Source organism: Desmonostoc muscorum LEGE 12446 (assembly GCF_015207005.2).
GTDB classification, from domain to species: Bacteria; Cyanobacteriota; Cyanobacteriia; order Cyanobacteriales; family Nostocaceae; genus Nostoc; species Nostoc muscorum.
In genome coordinates, this window is the sequence record NZ_JADEXS020000001.1 from 6597442 (window position 1) to 6622494 (window position 25053).

General features: G+C 42.6%; 4 protein-coding genes and 1 pseudogene. 1 reads left to right on the plus strand and 4 read right to left on the minus strand.

Annotated elements, in window-relative coordinates:
* Nucleotides 1-114: 114 nt before the first annotated feature.
* Together IQ276_RS41040 and IQ276_RS41045 are read right to left on the minus strand one after the other, a co-directional pair.
* Entirely contained in the window at nucleotides 115-7536 is a 7422-nt protein-coding gene (locus tag IQ276_RS41040) for a non-ribosomal peptide synthetase (protein WP_373690601.1), read from the minus strand.
* Nucleotides 7533-15419 carry a non-ribosomal peptide synthetase gene (locus tag IQ276_RS41045; RefSeq protein ID WP_373690630.1) on the minus strand — a complete coding sequence of 2629 codons (7887 nt, stop codon included), beginning with the start codon at nucleotides 15417-15419 and terminating at the stop codon, nucleotides 7533-7535. The genes IQ276_RS41040 and IQ276_RS41045 overlap by 4 nt, the downstream gene beginning before the upstream one ends.
* Before the next feature lie 295 nt (nucleotides 15420-15714).
* Here IQ276_RS41045 and IQ276_RS27555 point away from each other — a divergent pair, with 295 nt between their 5' ends.
* The gene (locus IQ276_RS27555; protein ID WP_193925627.1) at nucleotides 15715-17175 is read left to right on the plus strand and encodes an ISLre2 family transposase; all 1461 of its coding nucleotides are present in this window, start codon (nucleotides 15715-15717) and stop codon (nucleotides 17173-17175) included.
* A 272-nt stretch (nucleotides 17176-17447) separates the two neighbouring features.
* On the opposite strand, the pseudogene IQ276_RS27560 reads toward IQ276_RS27555, so the two are convergent.
* Nucleotides 17448-20735: pseudogene (locus IQ276_RS27560) on the minus strand (non-ribosomal peptide synthetase); the annotation flags it as partial.
* A 71-nt stretch (nucleotides 20736-20806) separates the two neighbouring features.
* The gene (locus tag IQ276_RS27565) at nucleotides 20807-25051 is read right to left on the minus strand and encodes a type I polyketide synthase (protein ID WP_235116027.1); all 4245 of its coding nucleotides are present in this window, start codon (nucleotides 25049-25051) and stop codon (nucleotides 20807-20809) included.
* Between the last annotated feature and the right edge of the window lie 2 nt (nucleotides 25052-25053).

Genomic DNA, 25053 nt, shown 5'->3' on the forward strand with positions numbered 1-25053 from the left:
CTGATTATCAAATTCAGAGGATGTCTGAGAAGTATCAAATATTTGTTGATCCCCCCTACACCCGCTTAAAAAAGGGGGAAATAAGATTCTTAAGTCCCCCTTTAAAAGGGGAATTTAGGGGGATCTCGAAGGGTTAGGTGTATACAAAAAAAACTTTTCAGACATCCTCTCAGGTTCATATCCATCGCCTGTAACTTCTTGTGCTTTCTCAATGCAAGCTTCCAACTTTTCCGCTAAGACCTGAACGTGGGGCAGATTCATCATCGTCACATGATTACCTGGGACAAAATGAATATCCACTGGTTCGGCAGAAAATTTGCTCCAGCCCCAATGCAAATTCTGCGAAATCTCAGAAGATACTTCACTATTAGATTCATCAACCTTGACGATATTCTCCTTGGCGCGTAAGAGAGTAATTTTGTTTGGATAAACCTCTTGTGGTACATAATTCACTACAGCGTTAGCTTTGAGCAGTTGCACCATATTATTAAGCTGCGTAATTTCATCGTCAGGAGGTAAGATATCAGCAGTTTTTAACCTTTCTAGAACGTATTTCAGCTGATCTTCCCAAACCATAGATTGAAGAGTATCAACAGAACAATCCATCTTTTTGCCGTAAACAACTTCGATTGTGTTTGCTAATTCAGCCAACCATTTAGTGTTATCCAAATCAAAAGCTGATGGATTTTTCTGATGAAACGGTGCTGTAGTATCAAGAATGGCAACTAAAGCAACCTTGTGACCTTTACGAAGTAACTGCTGCGCCATTTCAAAGGCTAATTTACCGCCAAAAGAATGCCCTGCCAAAAAATACGGCCCCTGCGGTTGAACAACTAAGAGTGCTTGAATATAACGGGCGGCTACATCCTCAACTTGGGTAATTAGTTCTCCTCCTTCACCAGGAGCAATTGCTTGGAAACTGTAAAACGGTTGGTCTGAACCCAGACAACGGGCTAAATCATACAAGTAAAAGGGATAGCCCGCAGCCCCTGGAAGACAAAACAAAGGTGGCTTAGAACCGTGCGGCTGAAGTGCTACTAAGGGAGATCCACTCTTAGAATCTGAATCGAATGGTACAATTGTTGCCAATTGTTCAATAGTTGGATTTTGGTAAAGGCTGGCGATCGCAATATCTTTACCAAACTGCTTTTTAATTTGAGCCATTAAGTAAGGAGTTAAAAGAGAGTGACCCCCAAGGTCAAAGAAATTATCTTTTACTCCCACCTTGTCAACTTTCAAAATTCTTGACCAGATTTGCGTTAGTTCCAGTTCTACTTGGTTGCGTGGAGCAACATATTTATCTGAATTGCTGCTGTGTAAATCCGGTGCAGGCAATGCACGGCGGTCTACTTTGCCGCTAGGAGTTAGTGGCATTGACTCCAACATCACAAAAGCGCTTGGCACCATGTAGTCTGGTAGCTTTGCTTTCAGGAATTGCCGCAGTTCATTGATTGTGGGTGTACAGTGCTGATGTGCTACCACATAGGCAACTAGGCGTTTATCACCCGGCGTATCTTCGCGGGCGATGATACAACATCCCTCCACATCTCCATGCTGGCTCAGTACTGCTTCAACTTCTCCCAATTCAATGCGGAAGCCTCGCACCTTAACTTGATTGTCAATGCGTCCCAGGTATTCAATGTTGCCATCCGGTAAATAGCGGGCTAAATCCCCTGTTTTGTAAAGCCGGGGACTGGGGGCTAGGGACTGGAAATTAGGAAGAATTTCTGCTCCCCTGCTTCTTTTAAAAGGATTAGGGATAAATTTTTCTTGTGTTAACTCCCTTCGGTTGAGATAGCCTCGCGCCAAAGAGACACCACCAATGTGCAATTCTCCTGCTACACCCACGGGTACAGGCTGTAGATACTTATCTAAAATGTAAATTTGCGTGTTCGCAATGGGACGACCAATCGGAGGCAGTAGCGGCCAAGCCTCTACTGGATCAGCCAAAGTAAAAGTGATGATTACATGGCTCTCCGATGGCCCATAATGATTGTGCAAAGTACAATCATTTAATTTGCTTAACCATTGAGAAATCGCCGGAGTAATCTGCAACTGTTCCCCAGCAGTAATGATTTCCCTCAGATGACTATTAACTAATTCACTCCCAACAGCGATTTCAGCTAGTTGCTGTAAAGCAACAAAGGGAACAAATAGTCTCTCAACAGCTTTTTGTTGGAGAAAACCTAACAAAGCTGATGTATCTCGCCGCAATTCCTCCCCAATTAAGAATAATGTGCCTCCAGAACACCAGGTAGTGAAGATTTCTTGGAAGGAGACATCAAAACTAATAGGAGCAAATTGCAGCGTTTTTGCTCCAGTAGAAATTGTATTATTTTGCAGTTGCCACAGAATCAGATTGCAAAGAGCAAGCTGATTCATGGCTACACCTTTAGGTTGACCTGTAGAACCAGAGGTATAAATTACATAAGCTAAATTAGTTGCTTGTACACCAGAGATAAGATTGTCCTGACTCGACTGAGAAATCAGTTGAGTGTCAGTATCCAAACAAACAAGTTTTGCTTGATGCTGGGGCAGTCTGTCGAGGAGTGACTGCTGGGTTAGCAACACTGAAACTTGAGCATCTTCTAACATGAAAGCCAAACGCTCTTGAGGGTAGTTTGGATCAAGTGGCACATAAGCCCCACCTGCCTTGAGAATGCCCAACAATCCCACCACCATTTCTATTGAGCGTTCTACACAAATACCCACCAGCACATCTGCGGACACTCCCAAAGACTTCAGGTAGTGCGCCAACTGGTTAGCACGGCAGTTTAACTGCTGGTAAGTGAGTTGTTGATCTTGAAACACAACAGCTACAGCATTAGGTGTACTTAAACACTGCTGCTCAAATAACTGATGGATGCACAAATCAAGTGGATAATCCGCCTGAGTGTCGTTCCATTCAAGTAGTAACTTTTGTTGCTCTGTCTGTGACAGCAGTGGTAATTGAGAAATTCGCTGCTCTGGGTTAGTAATAATACTTTCAAGCAATGTCACAAAATGTCCAGTCATCCGTTCAATTGTGCTGGCATCAAATAAGTCAGTGTTATATTCCCATACACCCACCAGTCCATTAACAGTGTTCTGTATTGATAAAAACAAATCAAACTTGGCAGTTGCGCTTTCTACTGGTAAAGAACTGATAGTTAAGTCAGCAAGCTCTATCTCAGACATAGGCACATTCTGGAGGGCAAACATGACTTGGAAAAGTGGTGTATGACTGAGATCCCGTTCTGGCTGCAATACTTCTACCAGCATTTCAAAAGGTAAATCCTGATGAGCATAAGCATCCATTGCCATCAATCGAACGCGACCCAGTAATTCGTTAAAACTGCGATCGCCTGATAAGTCAGTACGTAACACTAAAGTATTGACAAAAAAGCCAATTAACCCTTCAATTTCACTACAATTACGGTTTGCAATTGGCGAACCCACCAAAATATCTTCCGTACCTGTGTAGCGGTAAAGTAGGGTATCAAACGCTGCCAACAACGTCATGAACAAAGTAACCCCTTGCTCCTGGCTCAGTTTTGTCAGCTTATTGCTTAACTCAACTGAGAGTGCAAACTCTTGATGTCCACCAGCGAAAGTCTGCACAGATCCTCTGGGCCGATCTGTGGGTAGTGACAACAAGGCTGGTGCAGCTTTTAGTTGTTGTTGCCAGTACGAGATTTGAGTTTGCAGTACCTCTCCTTGCAACCAATTTCTTTGCCAGATGCCAAAATCCGCGTACTGAATCGGCAGTGGTGTTAAAGGTGACGGCTCACCTTGAGAATAAGCGTTGTATAGTGCTGCTAATTCTTGGATAAACACACCCATTGACCAAGCATCAGAGACAATATGGTGCATACATACACTCAAGACGTGTTCTGTCTCAGACAGCACAATTAATGTTGCCCTAACTAATGCTTGGTTTGCTAAGTCAAACGGTTGATTAGCTTGTTGTTGCGCTAATTGCTGTGTAGCAATTTCTTGTTCAGTTGTTGATAAATGCTTCAAGTCAACAACTGAAACTGTCCAATTCGTTTGTGTTTGAATAAGTTGAGAAGGTTTTCCATCAACTATCACAAAGTTGGTGCGTAAGGCTTCGTGGCGATTAATGATTTCATACAAGCTTTGTTCTAAGGCAACTTGATTAAGTGTTCCGACTAGACGCAAAGCCATAGGAATGTTGTATATGGCACTGTTTGGCTCGAACTGGTCTAAAAACCAAAGACGCTGTTGAGCATAAGACAGTGGTAATTCTGCATTCTCTGCCCTTGGTAAGATGGGTGGGGAAACCAGTTCTAAGTTTTGTTGCTGTAATTGCCCAATCACTTGCGCCAATTCGGCAACTGTTTTTCTGGCAAAGAACTCACGCAATGGTAGTTCCACTTTGAAAATGTTGCGGATACGTGAAACTAGTTGCGTTGCTAGCAGTGAGTGTCCCCCAAGTTCAAAGAAGTTATCATATATACCCACTTGGTCTACTTTCAGCGCTTGTGTCCAAATTTGCGTCAGTATTTCTTCAATTGGGCTACGCGGGGCGACAAAACTTATTTCCAGTCCCTCACGAGAGTCTGGTGCTTTCAATGCGCGACGGTCTACCTTGCCGTTGGGAGTCAGAGGTAAAGACTCTAGCATCACAAAAGCATGAGGTATCATGTATTGTGGCAGTTGACTAGAGAGGAAGGATCTTAACTGGTTAATTGTAGGTGGATGTTGTTTATGTCCTACCACGTAGGCAACTAAGCGTTTATCACCGGGATTATCTTCGCGGGCAATAACAGAAACTGCCTGCACATCGCTATGTTGGTTCAGTAATTCTTCAATTTCTCCCAACTCGATGCGGAAGCCCCGAATTTTTACCTGATTGTCGATGCGTCCCAGGTATTCAATGTTGCCATCTGGTAAATAACGTGCTAAATCTCCGGTTTTATAAAGTCGGGGACTGGGGAACTCGGGGCCCCCTCTGGGGATTAGGGGCAATGGGGATTGGGAATTAGGAAGAATTTCTGCTCCTCTGCTCCCCTGCTCCCATGCTCCCCTGCTTCGACCGAAGGGATTGGGTATGAATTTCTCTTGTGTCAACTCTGGACGATTAAGGTAGCCTCGTGATAAACCAGTACCACCAATGTGCAATTCACCTGGTACACCAATCGGTACTGGTTGCAGATATTCATCTAAAATATAAACCTGGGCGTTAGCGATCGCTCGACCAATAGATATTTTATCGTCGTCATCAGTGCATTTTGCGATTGTGGCACAGACACTAGCTTCTGTTGGCCCGTAGGCATTGAAGAAGTTTCTGCCAGCAGACCATTGTCTGATTAATTCAGATGAACAAGCTTCTCCCGCTACAATTATTGTTTGCAATGTCGGCAGTTCCGACCCAGGCATAACTGCTAACGCCGATGGTGGTAGGGTGATATGAGTAATGCTGCGATCGCTTAATTGCTCAATTAATGGCTTCCCTGGTAGTAGAGAGTCTTTTGTTCCCACATACAGCGTTGCACCTGAACCCAAAGCCATCAAAATTTCTGAGATGGAAGCATCAAAACTGAAGGAGGCAAACTGAAGAACGCGGCTATCCGAAGTCAAGCCAAAAGTTTGAATCTGAGCTTGGGCTAGGTTGCATAATCCCTTATGCTCAACCATGACACCTTTAGGTTTACCTGTAGATCCTGAAGTGTAAATCAGATTAGCTAGATGAAAAGCTTTGACTCCACTGATTGGGTTATCTTGATTGTTTTGGGCAATTTGTCCCCAAGCTTCATCTAAACAGATAAGTTTGGCTTGATGCTCAGGAAGTCTGTCAATAAGTCGCTGTTGAGTCAACAGTATAGAAACTTGAGCATCTTCTAACATGAAAGCCAAACGCTCAGTAGGATACTCTGGATCAAGTGGTACATAAGCTCCGCCTGCCTTGAGAATCCCCAACAGTCCCACCACCATTTCTATTGAGCGTTCCACACAAATACCCACCAGCGTATCTGGTTTTATACCCAAAGACTGTAAATAATGAGCTAAATAATTAGCGCGACAATTCAATTGGTGGTAAGTCAGTTGTTGATTTTCAAATACTACAGCTATAGCATCCGGGGTACTCAAAGATTGCTCCTCAAACAACTGATGAATACACTTATCAACAGGATAATCTGCTTGAGTATTGTTCCATTCAACTAATAACTGCTGTTGCTCTTTCTCTGACAGCAAAGGCAATTGCGAAATCCGCTCAATAGGGTTAGCAACAATACCTGAGAGCAATGTCACAAAATGCCCACTCATACGCTCAATTGTGCTGGCATCAAATAAGTCAGTGTTATATTCCCATATCCCCACTAGTCCAGCACTTGAGTTGTGCATTGATAAAGTTAAATCAAACTTAGCAATTGTGCTTTGGGCGCTCAATGAACTGATAGTTAAACCAGCAAGCTCTACTCCAGACATGGGCGCATTTTGGAGGACAAACATCACCTGGAATAGTGGTGGATGGCTGAGATCCCGTTCTGGTTGTAATGCCTCAACTAGCATTTCAAATGGCAACTCTTGATGAGCATAAGCTCCTAGAGCTATTTGCCGAACGCGAGAGAGTAACTCGCTAAAACTGGGGTTGCCTGATAAGTCAGTACGCAACACTAAAGTATTGACAAAAAAGCCAATTAACCCTTCAATTTCACTGTGTTCGCGGTTTGCGATCGCAGACCCTACCAAAATGTCTAATTGTCCTGTGTAGCGGTAAAGTAGGGTATCAAAGGCTGCCAAAAGTGTCATGAACAAAGTCACCCCTTGTTTCTGGCTCAGTTGTGTCAGCTGATTACTTAACTCAACTGAGAGTGCAAACTCTTGAATTGCGCCAGCGAAAGTCTGCACAGCAGGTCTTGGTCGGTCTGTGGGTAGGGACAACAAGGCTGGTGCATCTTTTAGTTGTTGTTGCCAGTACGAGATTTGATTTTGCAGTACCTCTCCTTGCAACCACTCTCTTTGCCAGATACCAAAATCTGCGTACTGAATCGGCAGTGGTGTTAAAGGTGTTCGCGTAGCGTCTCGTAGAGACGGCTCACCTTGAGAATAAGCGTTGTACAGTGTTGCTAGTTCTTGGACAAACACACCCAATGACCAGGCATCAGAGACAATATGGTGCATACACAGTAACAATATGTGTTCTGCCTTAGACAGCACAATTAATGTTGCCCTGATTAATGCTCCCTCTGCCAAGTCAAAAGGCTGAATCGCTTGTTGTTGCGCTAATTGCTGTGTAGCGATTTCTTGTTCGCTTGGTGGCAGATGTTCGCACTCAACAACTGAAACTGTCCAATTAATTTGCGTTTGAATGATTTGACAAGGTTTTCCATCAACAGTAATGAAATTAGTGCGTAAGGCTTCATGGCGATCGATAATTTCTTGAAAGCTTTGTTCTAAAGCAGCCCGATTGAGATTTCCCACTAGACGCAAAGCTAAGGGGATGTTGTATATAGCACTGTTCGGCTCTAACTGGTCTAAAAACCACAAACGCTGTTGAGCATAAGATAGGGGTAATTCTTCAGTCATCATCTTTTGCTCCTTGGTAGAATGCGTGGAACAGTTAGGTCTGAGTTTTGTTGCTGTAACTTGCCGATTGATGGCGCTAATTCAGCTATAGTCGGGGTATTGAACAATTCGTGTAAAGGAAGTTGGACTTTAAAGCGATCGCGGATGCGTGAAAATATTTGTGTTGCTAGTAGCGAGTGTCCCCCAAGTTCAAAGAAGTTATCGTGTATGCCTACTTGCTCTACTTTCAGCACTTGTGACCAAATTTGTGCCAGCGTCTCTTCTATAGGGGTGCGCGGGGCTACATATTTTTCCGTGCCTTCACTGTGTAAATCTGGTGCGGGTAAAGCGCGACGGTCTACTTTACCGTTGGGAGTGAGTGGCATTGACTCCAACATCACAAAAGCGTTTGGTACCATGTAGTCTGGTAGCTTTGCTTTCAGGAATTGCCGCAGTTCATTGATTGTGGGTGTATGCTGATGCGGCACGACGTAGGCAACTAAGCGTTTATCACCTGGGGTATCTTCGCGGACGGTGACTACAGATGCCTGCACATCGTCATGTTGGTTCAGTAATGCCTCAATTTCTCCCAGCTCTATGCGGAAACCGCGAATTTTTATTTGGTTGTCAATACGTCCCAGGTATTCAAGATTCCCATCAGGCAACCATCTTGCTAAATCTCCAGTTTTGTAGATTCGTTCTTGTTTACCAAATAAGTCGAGTTCGATGAATTTTTCAGCTGTGAGTTCGGGACGGTTGAGATAGCCACGGGCTAAACCAGCCCCGGCAATACAAAGTTCTCCAGGAATACCGGGAGGCAGGAGTTGGTTTTGGTTGTCTAAAATGTAAATACGTACATTGGCAATTGGCCGTCCGATTAATAAATCGCCAACTAAATCCATTTTTCCAGTCGCTTCGTAGACACAACACCCCACAACCGCTTCTGTCGGCCCATATTCGTTAATCAGGCGGGTATCAGGAGCATGAGTCAACCAGGGAATTATTTGGTTAGCATGTAATGCCTCACCGCCTAAAACAAAGGCATTGACCCGATTCGGCATGGTCTCAGGCTCAATTTGCTGATTCAGGATTTCCAGATGCGAAGGTGTGATTTTGACGAGCGATAGATGATTGTTTTGTTTAACAATGTCTGCGAGAAGCTCCAACTCTTGTTTTTCTCTGACCAAGATAGTGGTACGCCCACAAATTAGCGGCAGGTACAGGGAGGTAATAGTTGCATCAAAGCTCAGGGAAGACTGCACAGGTGTACCTCGTCCTTGTGCTACCGCGTAGTACTCTTTAGCCCAGTGTAAATAATTACTTAAACCCCGATGCAGTAGTTGTACCCCTTTGGGTTGCCCTGTAGAGCCTGATGTGTAGATTACATAAGCTAAATCATCGGGTTGACTGTGCCTACTGGGGTTCTCTGTAGGTTGGTTGGCAAAATTATCGCGATCTAAATACAGTATCAAAGGGGATTGCGGAAAAGTTTCTTTATTCCCAGTCCCTGATCCCCAATCCCCAGCCCCCAAATTGAGTTGACTATGGGTGAGCAAAACCCTTGCCCCACAATCTTGCAGCATGAAACGAATTCGCTCTTGTGGGTAGTTCGGGTCAATTGGCACATAAGCCCCACCCGCCTTGAGAATGCCCAGTAACCCTACAACCATTTCTATGGAGCGCTCCACACAAATACCCACCAGTACATCTGCGGACACTCTCAAAGACTTCAGGTAATGCGCCAACTGGTTAGCGCGACTATTCAACTGCTGGTAAGTCAGTTGTTGATTTTCAAACTCCACTGCTACAGCATCGGGTGTACGCGCTGCTTGCTCCTCAAACAACTGATGTATACACTTATCTAGTGGATAATCTACTTGAGTATCGTTCCATTCAACTAATAACTGCTGTTGCTCTGTCTGTGACAGCATAGGCAATTGCAAAATCCTCTGCTGTGGGTTAGCAACAATTCCCTCAAGCAATATTTGGAAATGTCCTAACAAGCGAGTAATTGTTGCATCATCAAAGCGGCTAATATCGTAGCTAATCTTCACCAACAATTGCTTACCAACAGCAGCAATTACAGTCAGAGGATAATTAGTTTGTTCAATGGCGTGAATCTTGTCTATAGAGAAACTGTAATTGTGTTCTTGCACTGCCTCATCAACTGGATAATTCTCGAAGACAACAATGCTCTCGAACAAAGGCGTTCCTCTCTTGATTTCACTCTTACCCTGAATCTCCACCAATGAGCTATATGAATATTGCTCAGATTCAACTTGTTGTGCCTGTAAATCCTTCAACAAAGCCAACACTTGGGTATCTGCACCAACTTGAACTCGCATCGGCAAGGTGTTGATAAATAGCCCCACCATCGACTCGATGCCGACAATAGATGGCGGACGACCAGATACAGTAGCACCAAAAACTACATCAGTTTCTTGGCTGTAGCGACACAGCAGTAATGCCCAAGTCGCTTGCACCAGATTATTCATCGTCAGTTGATGCTTCCGTACAAAACTCTGGACTGCGGCTGTCGCTTGCACTGTGAGTTGAATTTGTTGTTCGCTATAGCTAGAATCTAACTTTTTGCGGTTTGATGATTGTTTTTTATCAACACTTAAAGGAGTGGGTGCGGTAAAACCTTGGAGTTTTTCTCTCCAAAATTGTTCAGCTTGGGCTAAGTCTTGTTTCTGTAGCCAAGCAATGTAGTCGCGGTAGCTTTGAGTTGCTTGAACTGTCTTAGTTTCACCCTGAGAAATTGTTTGATAAAAGTACAATAAGTCTTTGAAAACCAAAGGCATCGACCAGCCATCAAGTAATAAGTGATGAGAACTCCAAATAAATTGATAAGTATCTGCACTCAATTGAATGAGGCTCAGGTGCATCAGTGGTGCTTGAGACAGTTGGAAACCTTGTTTTCGCTGTGAGTGCAACAAAAGCTCTAATTGCTGTTGTTGGTCTTGTGTAGATAGATGTTGCCAATCATGGCTGTTGAGGTTAACATCCACCTGCCGATAAACTACTTGAAGTGGCTGTGCTAATTGCTCCCAAACAAAAGCAGTCCGCAAGATAGAATGCTGTGCTACCACTTGCTGCCAAGCTTGCTCAAAAGCTGCCACGTTCAACTTACCTGTCAAAGTGCAACTTAACTGCTGAAAATATACTCCTGAATCTGGAGCGTACAAACTCTCAAACAGCATACCCTGTTGTGTTGGCGAGAGCGGGTAAATATCTTCAAGATTTCTGGAGTTAGTTTTGCCTGATTGATTTTTGAATACTAAACTTGCCAACAGTTGGTCTATTTGTGGCTGATTGAGCTTGACTAGCGAGAAATCTGAAGGTGTATAACCTCCACTCTCAGGTGATGAACAATGAGCAATTAGTCCAAGCAATGTCTTGACAAATTCTTGCGCCAGACTCTCGATTGTGGCGTGCTGGTGGATATTTTTGCTGTAAGCCCAATTTATTTGCAACCGTTCTTCAGTAATAACGCTGTTGATATCTAACAGATGAGCGCGGTTGTTTTGCAAACTGTGGCTGTGTCCCGCAGATTCACTAGCTGGCTGCATCCAAGAAGATGTATTGATAAGTTGATCAAATTGACCCAAATAATTAAAACTGATTTCTGCTTGTGGTAATGCCTGTAGTTGGGCAGCGATTTCTGCATCCTGACTTAGATAACGCAACAAGCCGTAGCCAATTCCTTTATTGGGAATAGCCCGCAGTTGTTCTTTGACAGATTTTAAGGCATCGGCTGGATTTTCTGTTGCTCCCAGTTCCAAAAGTACAGGGAAGATGGTTGTAAACCAACCGATACTGCGTGACAAATCTACACCATCAATAATATCTTCTCGCCCATGACCTTCTAAGTTAAACAGCACAGAGCTTGAGTTAGTCCATCTGCTCAAAACCAGAGCCAAAGCAGTCAGTAGCACATCGTTAATCTGAGTGTTGTAAGCTTTTGGCACATCTTGTAACAAAGCACGAGTTTGTGCTTCATTTAACGACACTGTTACTGCACTAGCTGCTTCAACAGTGTTTGCCCCTTGTGTATAATCAACTGGCATAGGAGGAACTGCGGCGCGAGATTCATTCAACCAATAAGCCACCTCGGATTTGAAAGTTTCTGACTGTGCGTATTCGGTTAATTTGTTAGACCAATCTTTCAAAGAAGTTGTCTTGGCAGGAAATGTAATGGCTTTACTTTGAGCAAGTTGCTGATATGCTGTCTGCAAATCCTCTAACAAAATTCGCCAAGAAACGCCGTCAACTACCAAGTGATGGATAACGATAAGTAATCGCGCCCTTTTGTCAATACCCAGATGGAAAAAGGCAACTTGCACTAGATTCTCTGACAGATTCAAACTCGCCTGTAAGCAAGTTGCGCTAGCTTCAATGGCTGCTTGTTGCTCACTCTGTGGGAGTGCCGATAAGTCTACGTTAGAGAAAGCAACGCTATCAGTCACAGCAGAGTGAATTTGCTGCCAAGTAGAGTCAGACTGTGTAAAACGTAGGCGCAGAGCATCATGATGTACTAGCAATTGCTGCAATACTTCCTTTAATAGCTCTGGTTTGAGGTCAGATGGTACTGAGAGCAGAAATGATTGATTAAAGTGATGCGGCTGTTGTAAATTTTGCTCAAAAAACCAGTGTTGAATCGGCGTTAGAGGTAATCTCCCTGTCACCAAACCTTGTTCTATTTGGATAACACTGGCTATGTTTGCTACTGTGGCTAATTCTGCAATTGTTTGATGTGCAAATAATTGCTTGAGAGTCAGTTGCAATCCTGCAAGCTTTGCTCTACTGATGATTTGAATACTGAGAATAGAATCTCCGCCAAGTTCAAAGAAGTTATCGTGAATGCCTACTTGCTCTACTCTCAGAACTTCTGCCCAAATCTGCGCGAGTATTTCTTCGATTTGATTGCGTGGGGCTACAAAACTGACTTCCAGTTCTCCACGAGAGTCTGGTGCTTTTAATGCGCGGCGGTCTACCTTGCCGTTGGGAGTAAGAGGCAGGGACTCTAGCATCACAAAAGCATGAGGTATCATGTATTGTGGCAGTTGACTAGAGAGGAACTGACGCAACTGGGTGATTGTAGGTGAATGCTGTTGATCTCCTACTATGTAGGCGACTAGGCGCTTATCACCTGGATTGTCTTCGCGGGCAATAACACAAGATGCCTGCACATCGTCATGTTGGTTGAGTAATGCCTCAATTTCTCCCAATTCAATGCGGAAACCACGTATTTTTACTTGGTTGTCAATTCGTCCCAGGTATTCAATTGTGCCATCAGGTAAATAACGTGCTAAGTCCCCGGTTTTATAAAGTCGAGAATATGGTTCATCACTAAAAGGGTTAAGGATGAATTTTTCTTTTGTCAACTCTGGACGGTTAAGGTAGCCTCTTGCTAACCCTAAACCACCAATATGCAATTCTCCGGCTACACCTACAGGAACTGGTTGCAGATGCTCGTCTAAAATGTAGATTTGTGTGTTGGCTATAGGCTGCCCAATTGGTACTGTCCTAAAATTGGCATCCGGAAAGCATTGCCAGTAGGTGACATCAATTGCCGCTTCTGTTGGTCCATAAAGATTGTGCAATTCGCAGTCTAACCGAGCAAAAAAGCGCTCCTGAAGTTCTACAGGCAAAGCTTCACCACTACAAATAACTCGTTTCAAGCTACGGCAATTTTCCAGACTTGGTTCTTCTAAGAAAACCTGGAGCATAGAAGGAACAAAATGCACTATTGTCACCTGCTGCTCTAAAATCAGGTTGACCAAGTAAGCACTATCTTGATGTCCACCTGGTTTAGCCACAACTAAACGCGCTCCAGTGATTAATGGCCACAAAAACTCCCAAACTGAAACGTCGAAGCTAAAAGGAGTTTTCTGTAAAATACAATCTAGTGCTGTTAATTGATAAGCTTGTTGCATCCACAGCAGGCGATTGCAAATCCCCAAGTGGGTGTTCATTGCTCCTTTGGGCTTGCCAGTGGAACCGGATGTGTAAATCACATAAGCCAAGTTACTATCTTGCACTGTAGTAATTGGATTATCCTGACTGGATTGAGAAATCAGCTCCCAGTCAGTATCTAAACATACAACCTGTCCTTGATGCTGAGGCAACTTTTGTTTGAGTTGCTGTTGTGTCAGCAGCACTCTCAATTGAGCATCTTCGAGCATGAAGCTTAAGCGATCTTGTGGATAATCTGGATCAAGTGGTACATAAGCTCCGCCTGCCTTGAGGATGCCAAGTAACCCTACTACCATCAACAGCGATCGCTCCACACAAATACCCACCAGCACATCTGCTCCGACTCCCAAAGACTGCAAGTAATGTCCTAACTCATTTGCGCGACTATTCAACTGCTGGTAAGTCAATTGTTGGTTTTCATAAACCACAGCTACAGCATCCGGTGTACGCGCTGCTTGCTCCTCAAACAACTGATGGATGCACAAATCTTGAGGATAATCAGCTTGAGTATTGTTCCACTCAACCAATAACTGCTGCTGCTCAATTTGTGTCAGCAGGGGCAATTGTGAGATTTGCTGTTCTGGGTTAGCAACAATACTTTCAAGCAATGTCACAAAATGCCCACTCATACGCTCAATTGTGCTGCTATCAAACAAGTCAGTGCTATACTCCCATACACCCACCAGTCCATCAGCAGTGTTTTCCATTAGTAAGGTAAGGTCAAATTTGGCAATTGTACTTTCTGGCATCAATGGAGTGACACTTAACCCAGCCAACTCTACTCCAGATAAAGGCACATTTTGAAGTGCAAACATGACTTGGAACAGTGGTGTATGACTGAGGTCTCTTTGTGGTTGCAATGCTTCCACCAGCATTTCAAATGGCAAATTCTGATAAGTGTATGCCTCCATTGCCATTTCTCGAACGCGAGTCAGTAATTCACTAAAGCTCGGATTACCTGCCAAGTTAGTACGCATGACTAAAGTGTTGACAAAAAAGCCAATTAACCCTTCTGTCTCACTGCGATCGCGGTTAGCAATGGGAGATCCCACCAAAATGTCTGCCACACCTGTGTAGCGGTAAAGCAGAGTATCATAAGCTGCCAACAGCGTCATAAAGAGAGTACAACCTTGCTTTTGACTTAGTTCTATCAATCCTTGAGTGAGCCGCTGTGAGAGTGCAAACTCTTGATGTGCGCCAACGAAAGTCTGTATAGCAGGTCTAGGTCGGTCTGTGGGTAGTGACAATAAAGCTGGTGCATCTTTGAGTTGCTGTTGCCAGTAACTTAGTTGGCTTTGTAGTACGCCTCCTTGTAACCATTGTCTTTGCCAAATAGCAAAATCTGCATACTGAATCGGCAGTGGTGCCAAAGGTGTTCGCGTAGCGTCTCGTAGAGACGGCTCACCTTGAGAATAAGCGTTGTACAGTGCTGCTAGTTCTTGGAGAAACACACCCATTGACCAGCCATCAGAGACAACATGGTGCATACACACTAACAATATGTGTTCTGTCTCGGACAGGACTACTAATGTCGCCCTAACTAATGCTTGATTTGCCAGATCAAAAGGCTGAATAGCTTGTTGTTGCGCTAATTGCTGTGTAGCGATTTCTTGTTCGGTTGTTGATAAATGCTTCAAGCTAACAACTGAAACTGTCCAATTCGTTTGTGTTTGAATAATTTGAGTAGCTTGTCCATTAACAGTGACGAAATTGGTGCGTAATCCTTCGTGGCGAACAATGATTTCATGCAAGCTTTGTTCTAGGGCAAATTGATTAAGTGTTCCGACTAGACGCAAAGCTAAAGGTATGTTGTATGAGGCACTGTTCGGCTCGAACTGGTCTAAAAACCAAAGACGCTGTTGAGCATAAGATAGTGGTATTTCTGCATTCTCTGCCCTTTGTGCAATGAATGGTGTAGAAAGTTCCAAGTCCTGTTGCTGCAATTGCCCAATCGATTGCGCCAATTCGGCAACTGTTGATCTGGCAAACAATTCACGCAATGGTAGTTGGGAGCAATGCGATTTTGTGAGATGACCCCACCTGGAGAGCGATCGCTAATAAACTCTTACGTATATATTTAGTATTTTATACAAAAGTTGCAGCAATATTGCTTAGAAGATACAACCTGCTACCAAAAACAAAGTTTCTGTACATTGTTGCTACTAGAAAAAAAGGTAAAATTTCCTTTCAGGAATAGTTTTGAAATAGGAAGTATCTACCTTTATGAAAAAAAATATATCTGCAAATTTAAATTTTGCCGATTCATTATCAGATTTTCAAAAGGATGTGACTAACCTTTTAGATTTGAAAAATATCGAGGAGTGGTCTGGAAAAATAGTTAAAGAAAGAGAAGAAAAAATTAGACAGGCTGCCTTAGTTTTAGCGGGTCAATGTATCGCCATATTATTGCATAAGCTTTCTCAATCAGAGTCGGCTCATCAAACAGCAATTAATCAAACCAAAGGATGGTGGCATACCGACACACAAAGACACGGTTATACGAAGAGGGAAATATTAACAGTAGGTAATGTTGTAGTAAATCTTAAATTACCATACGTTGTTCAAAAAAGAGAAAAGAAAGCGAAGAATAAATCTACTAATGTTGGATTCTGCCCCTTGCTAAAATGGTTAGGAATGTCAGAAGGCTTGACCCCATTAGTTTGGTCAGATATTACAAAATATGGTGCCATAGCTAGTTCTTTTGAAGCCGCACATACAATCCTGGGTGATTGGGGAATTAATATTAGTCTTAAACGAATTGAACGATTGACATATAAATTTGGTCAAATCAGCATTGATTTACGTCAAACTAAAATATCTAACTTGCAACAAGGTAAATTACCTGGTGGGAATATACTTAAAGACCAGAGAGTTGTGATTGCTGTAGATGGTGGCAGGAGTAGAATTAGGATTAATAAAAAAGGTAGAAAAAATCTCAAAACAAACAAGCACGGCTTTACAGGGGAATGGGTTGAGCCAAAATTATTAACAATTTATGTGGTTGATGAACAGGGTAAAAAAGTTAAAAATGGCGAAATAAACATTGTAAATGATGGCACTTATGAAGACTATAAAGGCTTTTTGCCAATTTTAGAAATGCATCTGATTAGTTTGGGAATTAGTCAAGCAAAACAAGTTTTATTAGTTGCTGACGGTGCTGAATGGATTTGGAAGCATATTCCCCCTCTTTTAAAGAAATTGAAATCTCCCGATGCGACTTATCAATTATTTGATTTTTACCATGTTACTGAACGGCTACAGAAATTTGCTGATGTAGCGTTTAGTGATGATAAGGAGCGGAATAATTGGTTTAAAAAAGCACGGAGAACTTTAAAAAAAAGTAATGCCATGACCATAATTAGGCAGATGGATGAATTTATATCTGAAGCTACGGGAGAGCGTTGTAAAACTATGGTCACACAGAGAAATTACCTTTTACGTGCCTATCGTGAAAGGCGTTTAAATTACGCTAAGATACTAGACCAAAAACTACCAATAGGTAGTGGAGCAATTGAGAGTTTAATTCGTCAAGTTGTCAACTTAAGAATCAAGGGTAACAGTAAATTTTGGTTGAAAGAAAATGCAGAAATTATCTTACATCTGCGTTGTCAATGGATGGCTGGAAGTTGGGATAATTTTTGTGGTTCTATCTTTAATTCTTTTATCAAACCCCAAGCTGCTTGATAAATTTTATACTTTAATCTTGCCTTTAATTTACTTTTTGACATAATTCATACTAAGTATGAAAGGCTGATTGCAGATATTTTTATAAAAAATCGTCAAATGACTTGCTATTAATCTTTTTGAGATATTTCATCAAGATGAATTTTTGTGCAAACCAGTATTTTATTTGCAAATAAAATCACCTTGTACCTAAATATAATTTTTAGCGATGGCTACGCCCGCCGCAGGCATCGCTTGTTTTTGACCAGACCTCACAAAATCGCATTGCTCCCTGGTAGTTCCACTTTGAACCAGGTGCGGATACGTGAAACCAGTTGCGTTGCTAGTAGTGAATGTCCTCCAAGTTCAAAGAAGTTATCATGTATGCCCACAAGCTCTAGTTTCAGCACTTGCGCCCAAAGGATTGCCAGCATTTCCTCAATGGGTGTACGCGGAGCGACATATTTTTCTAGCAGTGTGGTGTCTAAGTCTGGTTTTGGTAGGGCACGGCGGTCTATTTTGCCGTTGGGAGTCAGGGGTAAGGATTCCAAGATGACAAAAGCACTTGGCACCATGTACTCTGGCAGCTTTGCTTTAAGGAATTCTCGTAGTTCGCTGATTGCGGGTTTACAGTCCTGATGCGCTACCCAGTAGGCGACTAAGCGTTTATCACCAGGGGTATCTTCCCGGACAATGACACAACATACTTGCACATCACTATGTTGGCTCAATACTGCTTCAATTTCGCTCAACTCGATGCGGAAACCACGTATTTGTACTTGATTATCAATGCGCCCTAAGTATTCAATATTTCCATCTGGTAAATAGCGTGCCAAATCCCCCGTCTTATATAATTTTGACTTTTGACCTTTGACTTTTGACTTGTCAAAGGGGTTGGGGATGAATTTTTCTTGTGTTAACTCTGGACGGTTAAGGTAGCCTTTTGCTAATCCTGCACCACCAATATGCAATTCTCCTGGTACACCTACAGGTACTGGCTGTAAATCAGAATCTAGGATGTAAATTTCAACATTGGCTATGGGGCGACCGATGGATGGTGAGATATTATTATCCTGCCCATTAGAAACTACTAGTCCTGAAGTTGCGACAACAGTATTTTCAGTTGGGCCATAATTATTCACTACCTGGAAAGGGACTAAACCTGATGGATATCGATGAAGCTTATCCCCCCCAGTTAGCATAGTTCGCAAAGTTGTACTTTCTGGCCATTCCAGAGACAATAATTGCTCTGCCATTGGTGTTGGCAGAAAACTGATAGTGATCTTTTTCGATTGCAACCAATCTTGCAAATCCACTGGGGATAAAAGAATTTCAGGTTTGACTAAATATATACTTGCTCCTGCGGTCAGGTAAGGCCACAACTCCCATACCGCAGCATCAAATGCTGTCCCTGCTAGCTGAGTAGCTTTGTCTAAGGTCGTGATTTTAAAAGTACGTTGATGCCAGAACACCAAATTTAATAATCCTTGATGGGCAATCAGCACTCCCTTGGGTTGACCTGTAGAACCGGAGGTGTAAATCACATAAGCCAAGTTAGCTGCTTGTGTCTCAGTGATGAGATTATCCTGACTTAACTGAGAAATAAGCTGCCAGTCAGTATCTAAACAAATACGCTGTGCAGTATGCTCAGGCAGTCTGTCGAGGAGTTTCTGCTGAGTCAGCAACACTGAAACTTGAGCATCTTCTAACATCAAACGCAAACGCTCGGTAGGATAGTCTGAAGCAAGTGGCAAATAAGCGCCACCCGCCTTTAGTATCCCTAGCAGTCCCACCACCATTTCTAAGGAACGCTCTACACAAATACCCACTAGCACATCGGCTTTCACACCCAAAGACTTGAGGTAGTGCGCCAACTGATTAGCGCGACAGTTTAATTGGTGGTATGTAAGATGTTGGTTTTCATACACCACTGCTACAGCATCGGGAGTACGTTCAACCTGCTCCTCAAATAACTGATGAATACATTTATCTTGGGGATAATCTACCCCTGTATCATTCCACTTTAGTAATAACTGCTGTTGCTCAACTTCTGTTAGCAGAGGCAATTGTGAAATCTGCTCAATAGGGTTAGCAACAATTCCTTCCAGCAATGTTTGGAAATGCCCCCTCATCCGCTCGATTGTGCTGGCATCGAACAAGTCAGCATTGTACTGCCACACACTCACCAATCCAGTTGCAGTGTTCTGCATTGATAAAGTTAAATCAAACTTGGCAGTTGCGCTTTGGGCTGGCAATGAACTGATAGTTAAGCCAGCAAGCTCTATCTCAGACATAGGCGCATTCTGAAGGACAAACATCACCTGAAACAGTGGCGTATAGCTGAGGTCGCGTTGTGGCTGTAATGCTTTTACCAACTCTTCAAAGGGCAAGTCTGGATGAACGTAAGCTTGCAGTGTCACCTGCCGCACTCGACTGAGCAATTGCTGAAAACTGGGGTTGCCTGACAAATCGGTACGTAATACTAAAGTGTTGACAAAAAAGCCAATTAACCCTTCAAGTTCCAAGCGATCGCGGTTAGCAATGGGCGTACCCACTACAATATCATCGGAGCCTGTATAGCGATAAAGCAAGGTAACATAAGCTGCGAACAGCGTCATGAATAGGGTGGCTCCCTCTTGCCTAGTGAAATTAGCAAGTGCTTCACTCAGTTCAACTGAAAATTTTCCATATTGAATTTCGCCCCGGAATGTTTGAATCGCTGGTCTTGGTCTGTCTGTGGGTAATTCTAGTAAGGTAGGAGCGTTTTTGAGTAGTTGCTTCCAGTAATCAAGCTGTGTTTGGAGTACTTCTGTTTGCAACCATTGCCGTTGCCAAATAGTAAAGTCGGCATACTGAATTGGTAGCTCAGGTAGCTCTGGCGACAAATTATTGCAGAGGCCTGAGTAAATGGTTGCTAACTCGCGCATCAATACGCCTATTGACCAACCATCCACTACAATGTGGTGTATTGTTAGTACCAAAGCGTGTTCTAACTCTGTGAGTTTAACCACAGAAGCTCGGATTAAAGAAGAACTAGCAAGGTCAAAGGGTCGATTAGCTTCAGTTGTGGCTAATTTTTGGCAAGCTATTTCTCTTTCACTTTCAGGTAGTTCTGATAGGTCTACTATTGGCACACTTAAAGTTAAGCTGTCAGTAATTATCTGGACTGGCTGCTCGTTGATGGTGCGAAAGTTAGTACGTAGGGCTTCGTGGCGATCGATAATTTTGTTGAGGCTTTGCTCTAACGCCACGACGTTCAATTTACCGTGAAGTTTTAGGGCTGCTTGTTCGTTGTAGGAGGGGTTATCTGGTTCCAACTGGTTTAATAACCAGAGTTGTTCTTGGGCAAAAGACAGAGGTAAGTTCTGAGGACGCTCGGCTTTAATCAGGGGTAAATCTGTATCGGTGTCTGCCTTTTTTTTGTGCAGCAACAAGATAAGTTCTGCTTTATTTTTAGCTAATAAGTCACGAGTTTCTGGTGTCAATACTCCCTTGGGAGCATTAGCACGCAACTGCTCACCTTCAACCCACAACTTTACACCCTGTTTACTAAGGTCAACTACCAATTGTTCGATATTCACAGAAACATTACCTCCACTCACCTAATTCGTAATTCGTAATTCGTAATTCGTAATTTAAAATTATTTATTATTCAAATTGCTATTTCTTCTCTATCACTTGCACCTAAGTTTGTATCTGGATATAGTTGTTTTTGTAGCTTTGTTGCTATGTCAGCTATGGTGGGTGATTCAAATAAATTTGCTACAGATAATCGGATAGAAAAAATATTTCGTATTCGGGACAAAACTTGAACAGCTACTAAAGAATCTCCTCCTAATGTAAAAAAGTTGTCATGGATTCCCACCTGTTGGATTCCTAATAGTTCTTGCCAGATATCAGCAAGTTTTTGCTCAATCTCGTCACGGGGAGCTAGATAAGAATTAGGCAAATCCGGTCTTGAGTGGAGTGCAGATAATTTCTCTTGCTGAAAAATATCCGGCTTTGTTTGTAATGAAATCTCTGATTTGTAGTCAGTCTCTTTCTGCCTAGATTTTGTGCTAAATGCGGCTGATGCAGAAGCTTGAGCCATAATAATCTTATGTTCAAACACTTCAGTTTCAGGAAAAGCAGCAACTTGAATAAAATCTTGCTCGCGTAGTGCTTCAAACCACTGGTCTTTGATAATAAAAGGCTGACCTGGGCTGCGTCTTTTATCGTCTAAAGGTTTCAATAGCAGACTCAAACTAATATCAAAGTCTATTTTTGGCTGAATCATTTCCCACAGTAATAGAAAGCCACCAGGAGCTAATAAAGAGCGTATATGATGCAGTGTTTGATCTATGTTTCGAGTGGCGTGCAACACATGAGAGGCTATTATTACATCAAAGCTATACTTTTCAAACCCTTGCTCAGTTGGCGACTTATCTATATCTAGTAATCGATATTTGACAAATGGATAGTCCTTAAACTTATGTTCAGCTTGAGTCAGGAAGCTGCTACCAATATTAGTAAAAGTATAGTCGGTTTGCTTGGGCGACAACACAGGTAATAATGCTTGCGTAGACACACCAGTACCCCCACCGATTTCCAGAACTCTGAGATGAACGGATGATGGCAATGACTTGACCACCTGTTCCAAACTTGAGCGCAAAATAGAGTTGTAGTAAGTAATTAAAGGAGATTCTGAATGTGAACTATTGTTTTCTTTTTCGTAAACCAGTTCATTGAAAATCTCTAATGGTTCTTGTTCACCAACAACAACAGCAGCTAGATTTTCACCACAGCGTTGCACTAAATCTAAATCTACTAAAGATGAAGCAGCAAACCTTGCTCTGACTTCTTCTAAATGTTCATTAATATAATCTTCTGAACATGGTACTAGTCCAGTAAACAAACTTTCTTGTTGCTGTAGTTGTCCTTGCTCAACTAGTATTTGTAACCATCTCGACAACAATTGTTGATAGCGGGGATTTATATGGTATTTCGCCAACAAACTCTCTAAGTAATACTTTTCTTTGGGATTACTAAAAGCCCCTAATTGCTGCAATGCACAGTTGATGTAGGCTGTACATAAACTATCCAACAACTGTCTATTCTCTTGATATGTTAATTCATTGAGTTCTGCATTTCTAGTATTTGCTTGTTTTTGCCCTCCTTGTACGAGCAATGTCCATAATTGTGATGTTGTGGGTAAGGTTTGTAACTGCCCCAAAGCCGCTTTTTCTGGGGGGTCAATCCAATAACGTTCGCGCTCAAAAGGATAAGTCGGTAAGGGAAGACGATAATATTCTTGGTGGCTATAGAATCCAAACCAATCTATATTGACTCCAGCCAGCCAGAGTTGACCTAATGTAGTGAATAAAACATGATTGTCGGATTGCTGTTCTTGAGGATGACGTACCGAAGTCAAAACCGTTTGTGCAGCTGCTTTGTCTGGATGTTTTTTGACTAATGTAGTTAGTGTGTGCCCTGGCCCCACTTCTAGTAAGACTTGCTCAGGTGTTGCCAATAATTTCTCGACACTTTGGGCAAACAGCACTGTGGAACGCAGATGTTGAGCGTAGTACTCAGGATTTGTGGCTTGCGTAACTGTAATCCAATTACCAGTCAGGTTGGAAATATAAGGAAGTTTTGGCGCATTTAAAGTAACTTTTTTGACTCGTTCTGTAAATGCTTTTAAGATTGGTTCCATCATTTGAGAATGGAACGCATGGGAAGTATGCAGACGGCGACATTCAATCCCTTGAACAGCTAGCTGATTTTGTAGTGCATTTACTGCTGCTGTGGAACCGGAAACTACACACTGGGAGGGTTGATTAATTGCTGCAACAGAAAGTTCTGGCCCTAACAGGGATTTTATCTTGTCTGGGGGTAAGGGAATTGAAAGCATTGCTCCAGTGGGCAGTTGCTGCATCATCTGTCCGCGTGCTGCTACCAGAGATAAGGCATCTTCTAGGGAAAAAACTTCTGCTAGAGTTGCTGCTACATACTCACCAATACTGTGACCGATCGCAGCTTGTGGTTCCACGCCATAAGACTGCCATAATTTAGCTAGGGCATACTCAATTACAAAAATAGCAGGTTGAGCAACGGCTGTTTGTTGAAGTTGCTTTGATGCCTCATCAATCTTTTCGTCACTGGGGTAAATAAGATGACGTAAATCTAGCCCTAGTAAGGGTTTAAGAACTTCTGAGCAATAATCAACTTGTTCTTTAAATACTGTCTCAGTTTCATAAATTTCCCGCGCCATGTTCACATACTGAGAACCTTGACCAGGAAACATAAAGACAACAGACCGTTCTGTAATCTCTGTATAGTTGGTAAAAACTTGTTGAGCTGCTAAATTACTGAGAGTTTTGACAGCATCTTCTAAGTCTTGACAAATCAACATCCGTCGGTAATTAAAACCCCGGCGACCACTATTGAGGGTATAAGCTACATCGCCTAAGTTAAGTTCTGGATGCTCTTTTAAATGCGTGATTAAATTAGCTGTTGCCTTCTCAAGCGCACTCGCAGTTTTAGCCGACAGACACAACAATTGATAATTTCTCCCCTGCTCCCTGCCCCCTGCCCCCTGCCTCAACAAAGGTGCTTCTTCTAAAATGACATGAGCATTAGTACCTCCCATACCAAAAGAACTAACTCCAGCACGGCGAGGGGTGTTATTTGTTTTCCATTCAGTCAGGGTTGTATTGACATAAAAAGGACTGTTGGCAAAATCAATTTTGGGATTAGGTGTCTCGAAGTGCAAACTAGGAGGCAGCATTTTATGTTGCAGTGCTAATACAGTTTTAATCAAACCTGCCACACCTGCTGCTGTATCCAAATGTCCTAAGTTGGTTTTTAACGAACCAATCGCGCAGAAACCTTTTTTATCGGTAGTTTGATTAAAAGCTTGAGTTAAAGCGGCAATTTCAATGGGATCTCCTAAAGGTGTAGCGGTGCCATGAGCTTCGATGTAGGAAATTGTTTCGGCATCTACACCAGCTATAGCTTGAGCTTCGCCAATGACTGCTGCTTGACCGCTAACACTAGGAGCAGTGTAGCCGACTTTCATTGCACCATCATTATTAATCGCCGAGCCTTTTATGATTGCATGGATGTGGTCGCGATCGCTGATCGCATCCTTTAATCTTTTCAATACCACAATACCAGCACCGCTACCGGCAATTGTTCCTTGTGCCTTAGCATCAAAAGCACGGCAGTGTCCATCAGGAGAAAGAATCATTCCCTCTTGATGCAAATAACCTATTTTTTCGGGAATGCCTAGAGTAACTCCACCAGCTAAAGCTATGTCACATTCACCATTTAAGAGACTTTGACAAGCAACATGAACAGCAACCAAAGAAGTAGAACAGGCTGTTTGTACATTTACTGCGGGGCCAGTCAAGTTGAGTTTATATGCAACTCGTGTTGGTAAAAAATCTTTATCGTTGGAGATTCCTAATTGGAGAGGGTCAATTGTTTCTAATAATTGATGAGGATAGAGATTATTGAGCAAATACCTACTCATCCCTACACCACCATAAACCCCTATTAAACCATTGTAGGTTTGTGGGTCATAACCAGCTTTTTCTACCGCTTCCCAAGCCAATTCTAAAAATAGGCGTTGTTGTGGATCTATTAACTCAGCTTCTTTGGCACTATAAGCAAAGAAATTTGCATCAAATAATTCAATGTCTGATATAAGACCGCTAGCTTTTACATAATTAGGATTATTTAACAAATCTGGAGAAACGCCAGAATTTATTAATTCTTCATCCGTTAACCAGGAGATTGATTCTACACCATCTCGTAAGTTTTGCCAAAATAATTCAATATCTTTTGCGCCTGGGAATCTACCATTAACCGCAATTATTGCTATTTCAGAATTATTAAATTCATTATTGTTATGCATTG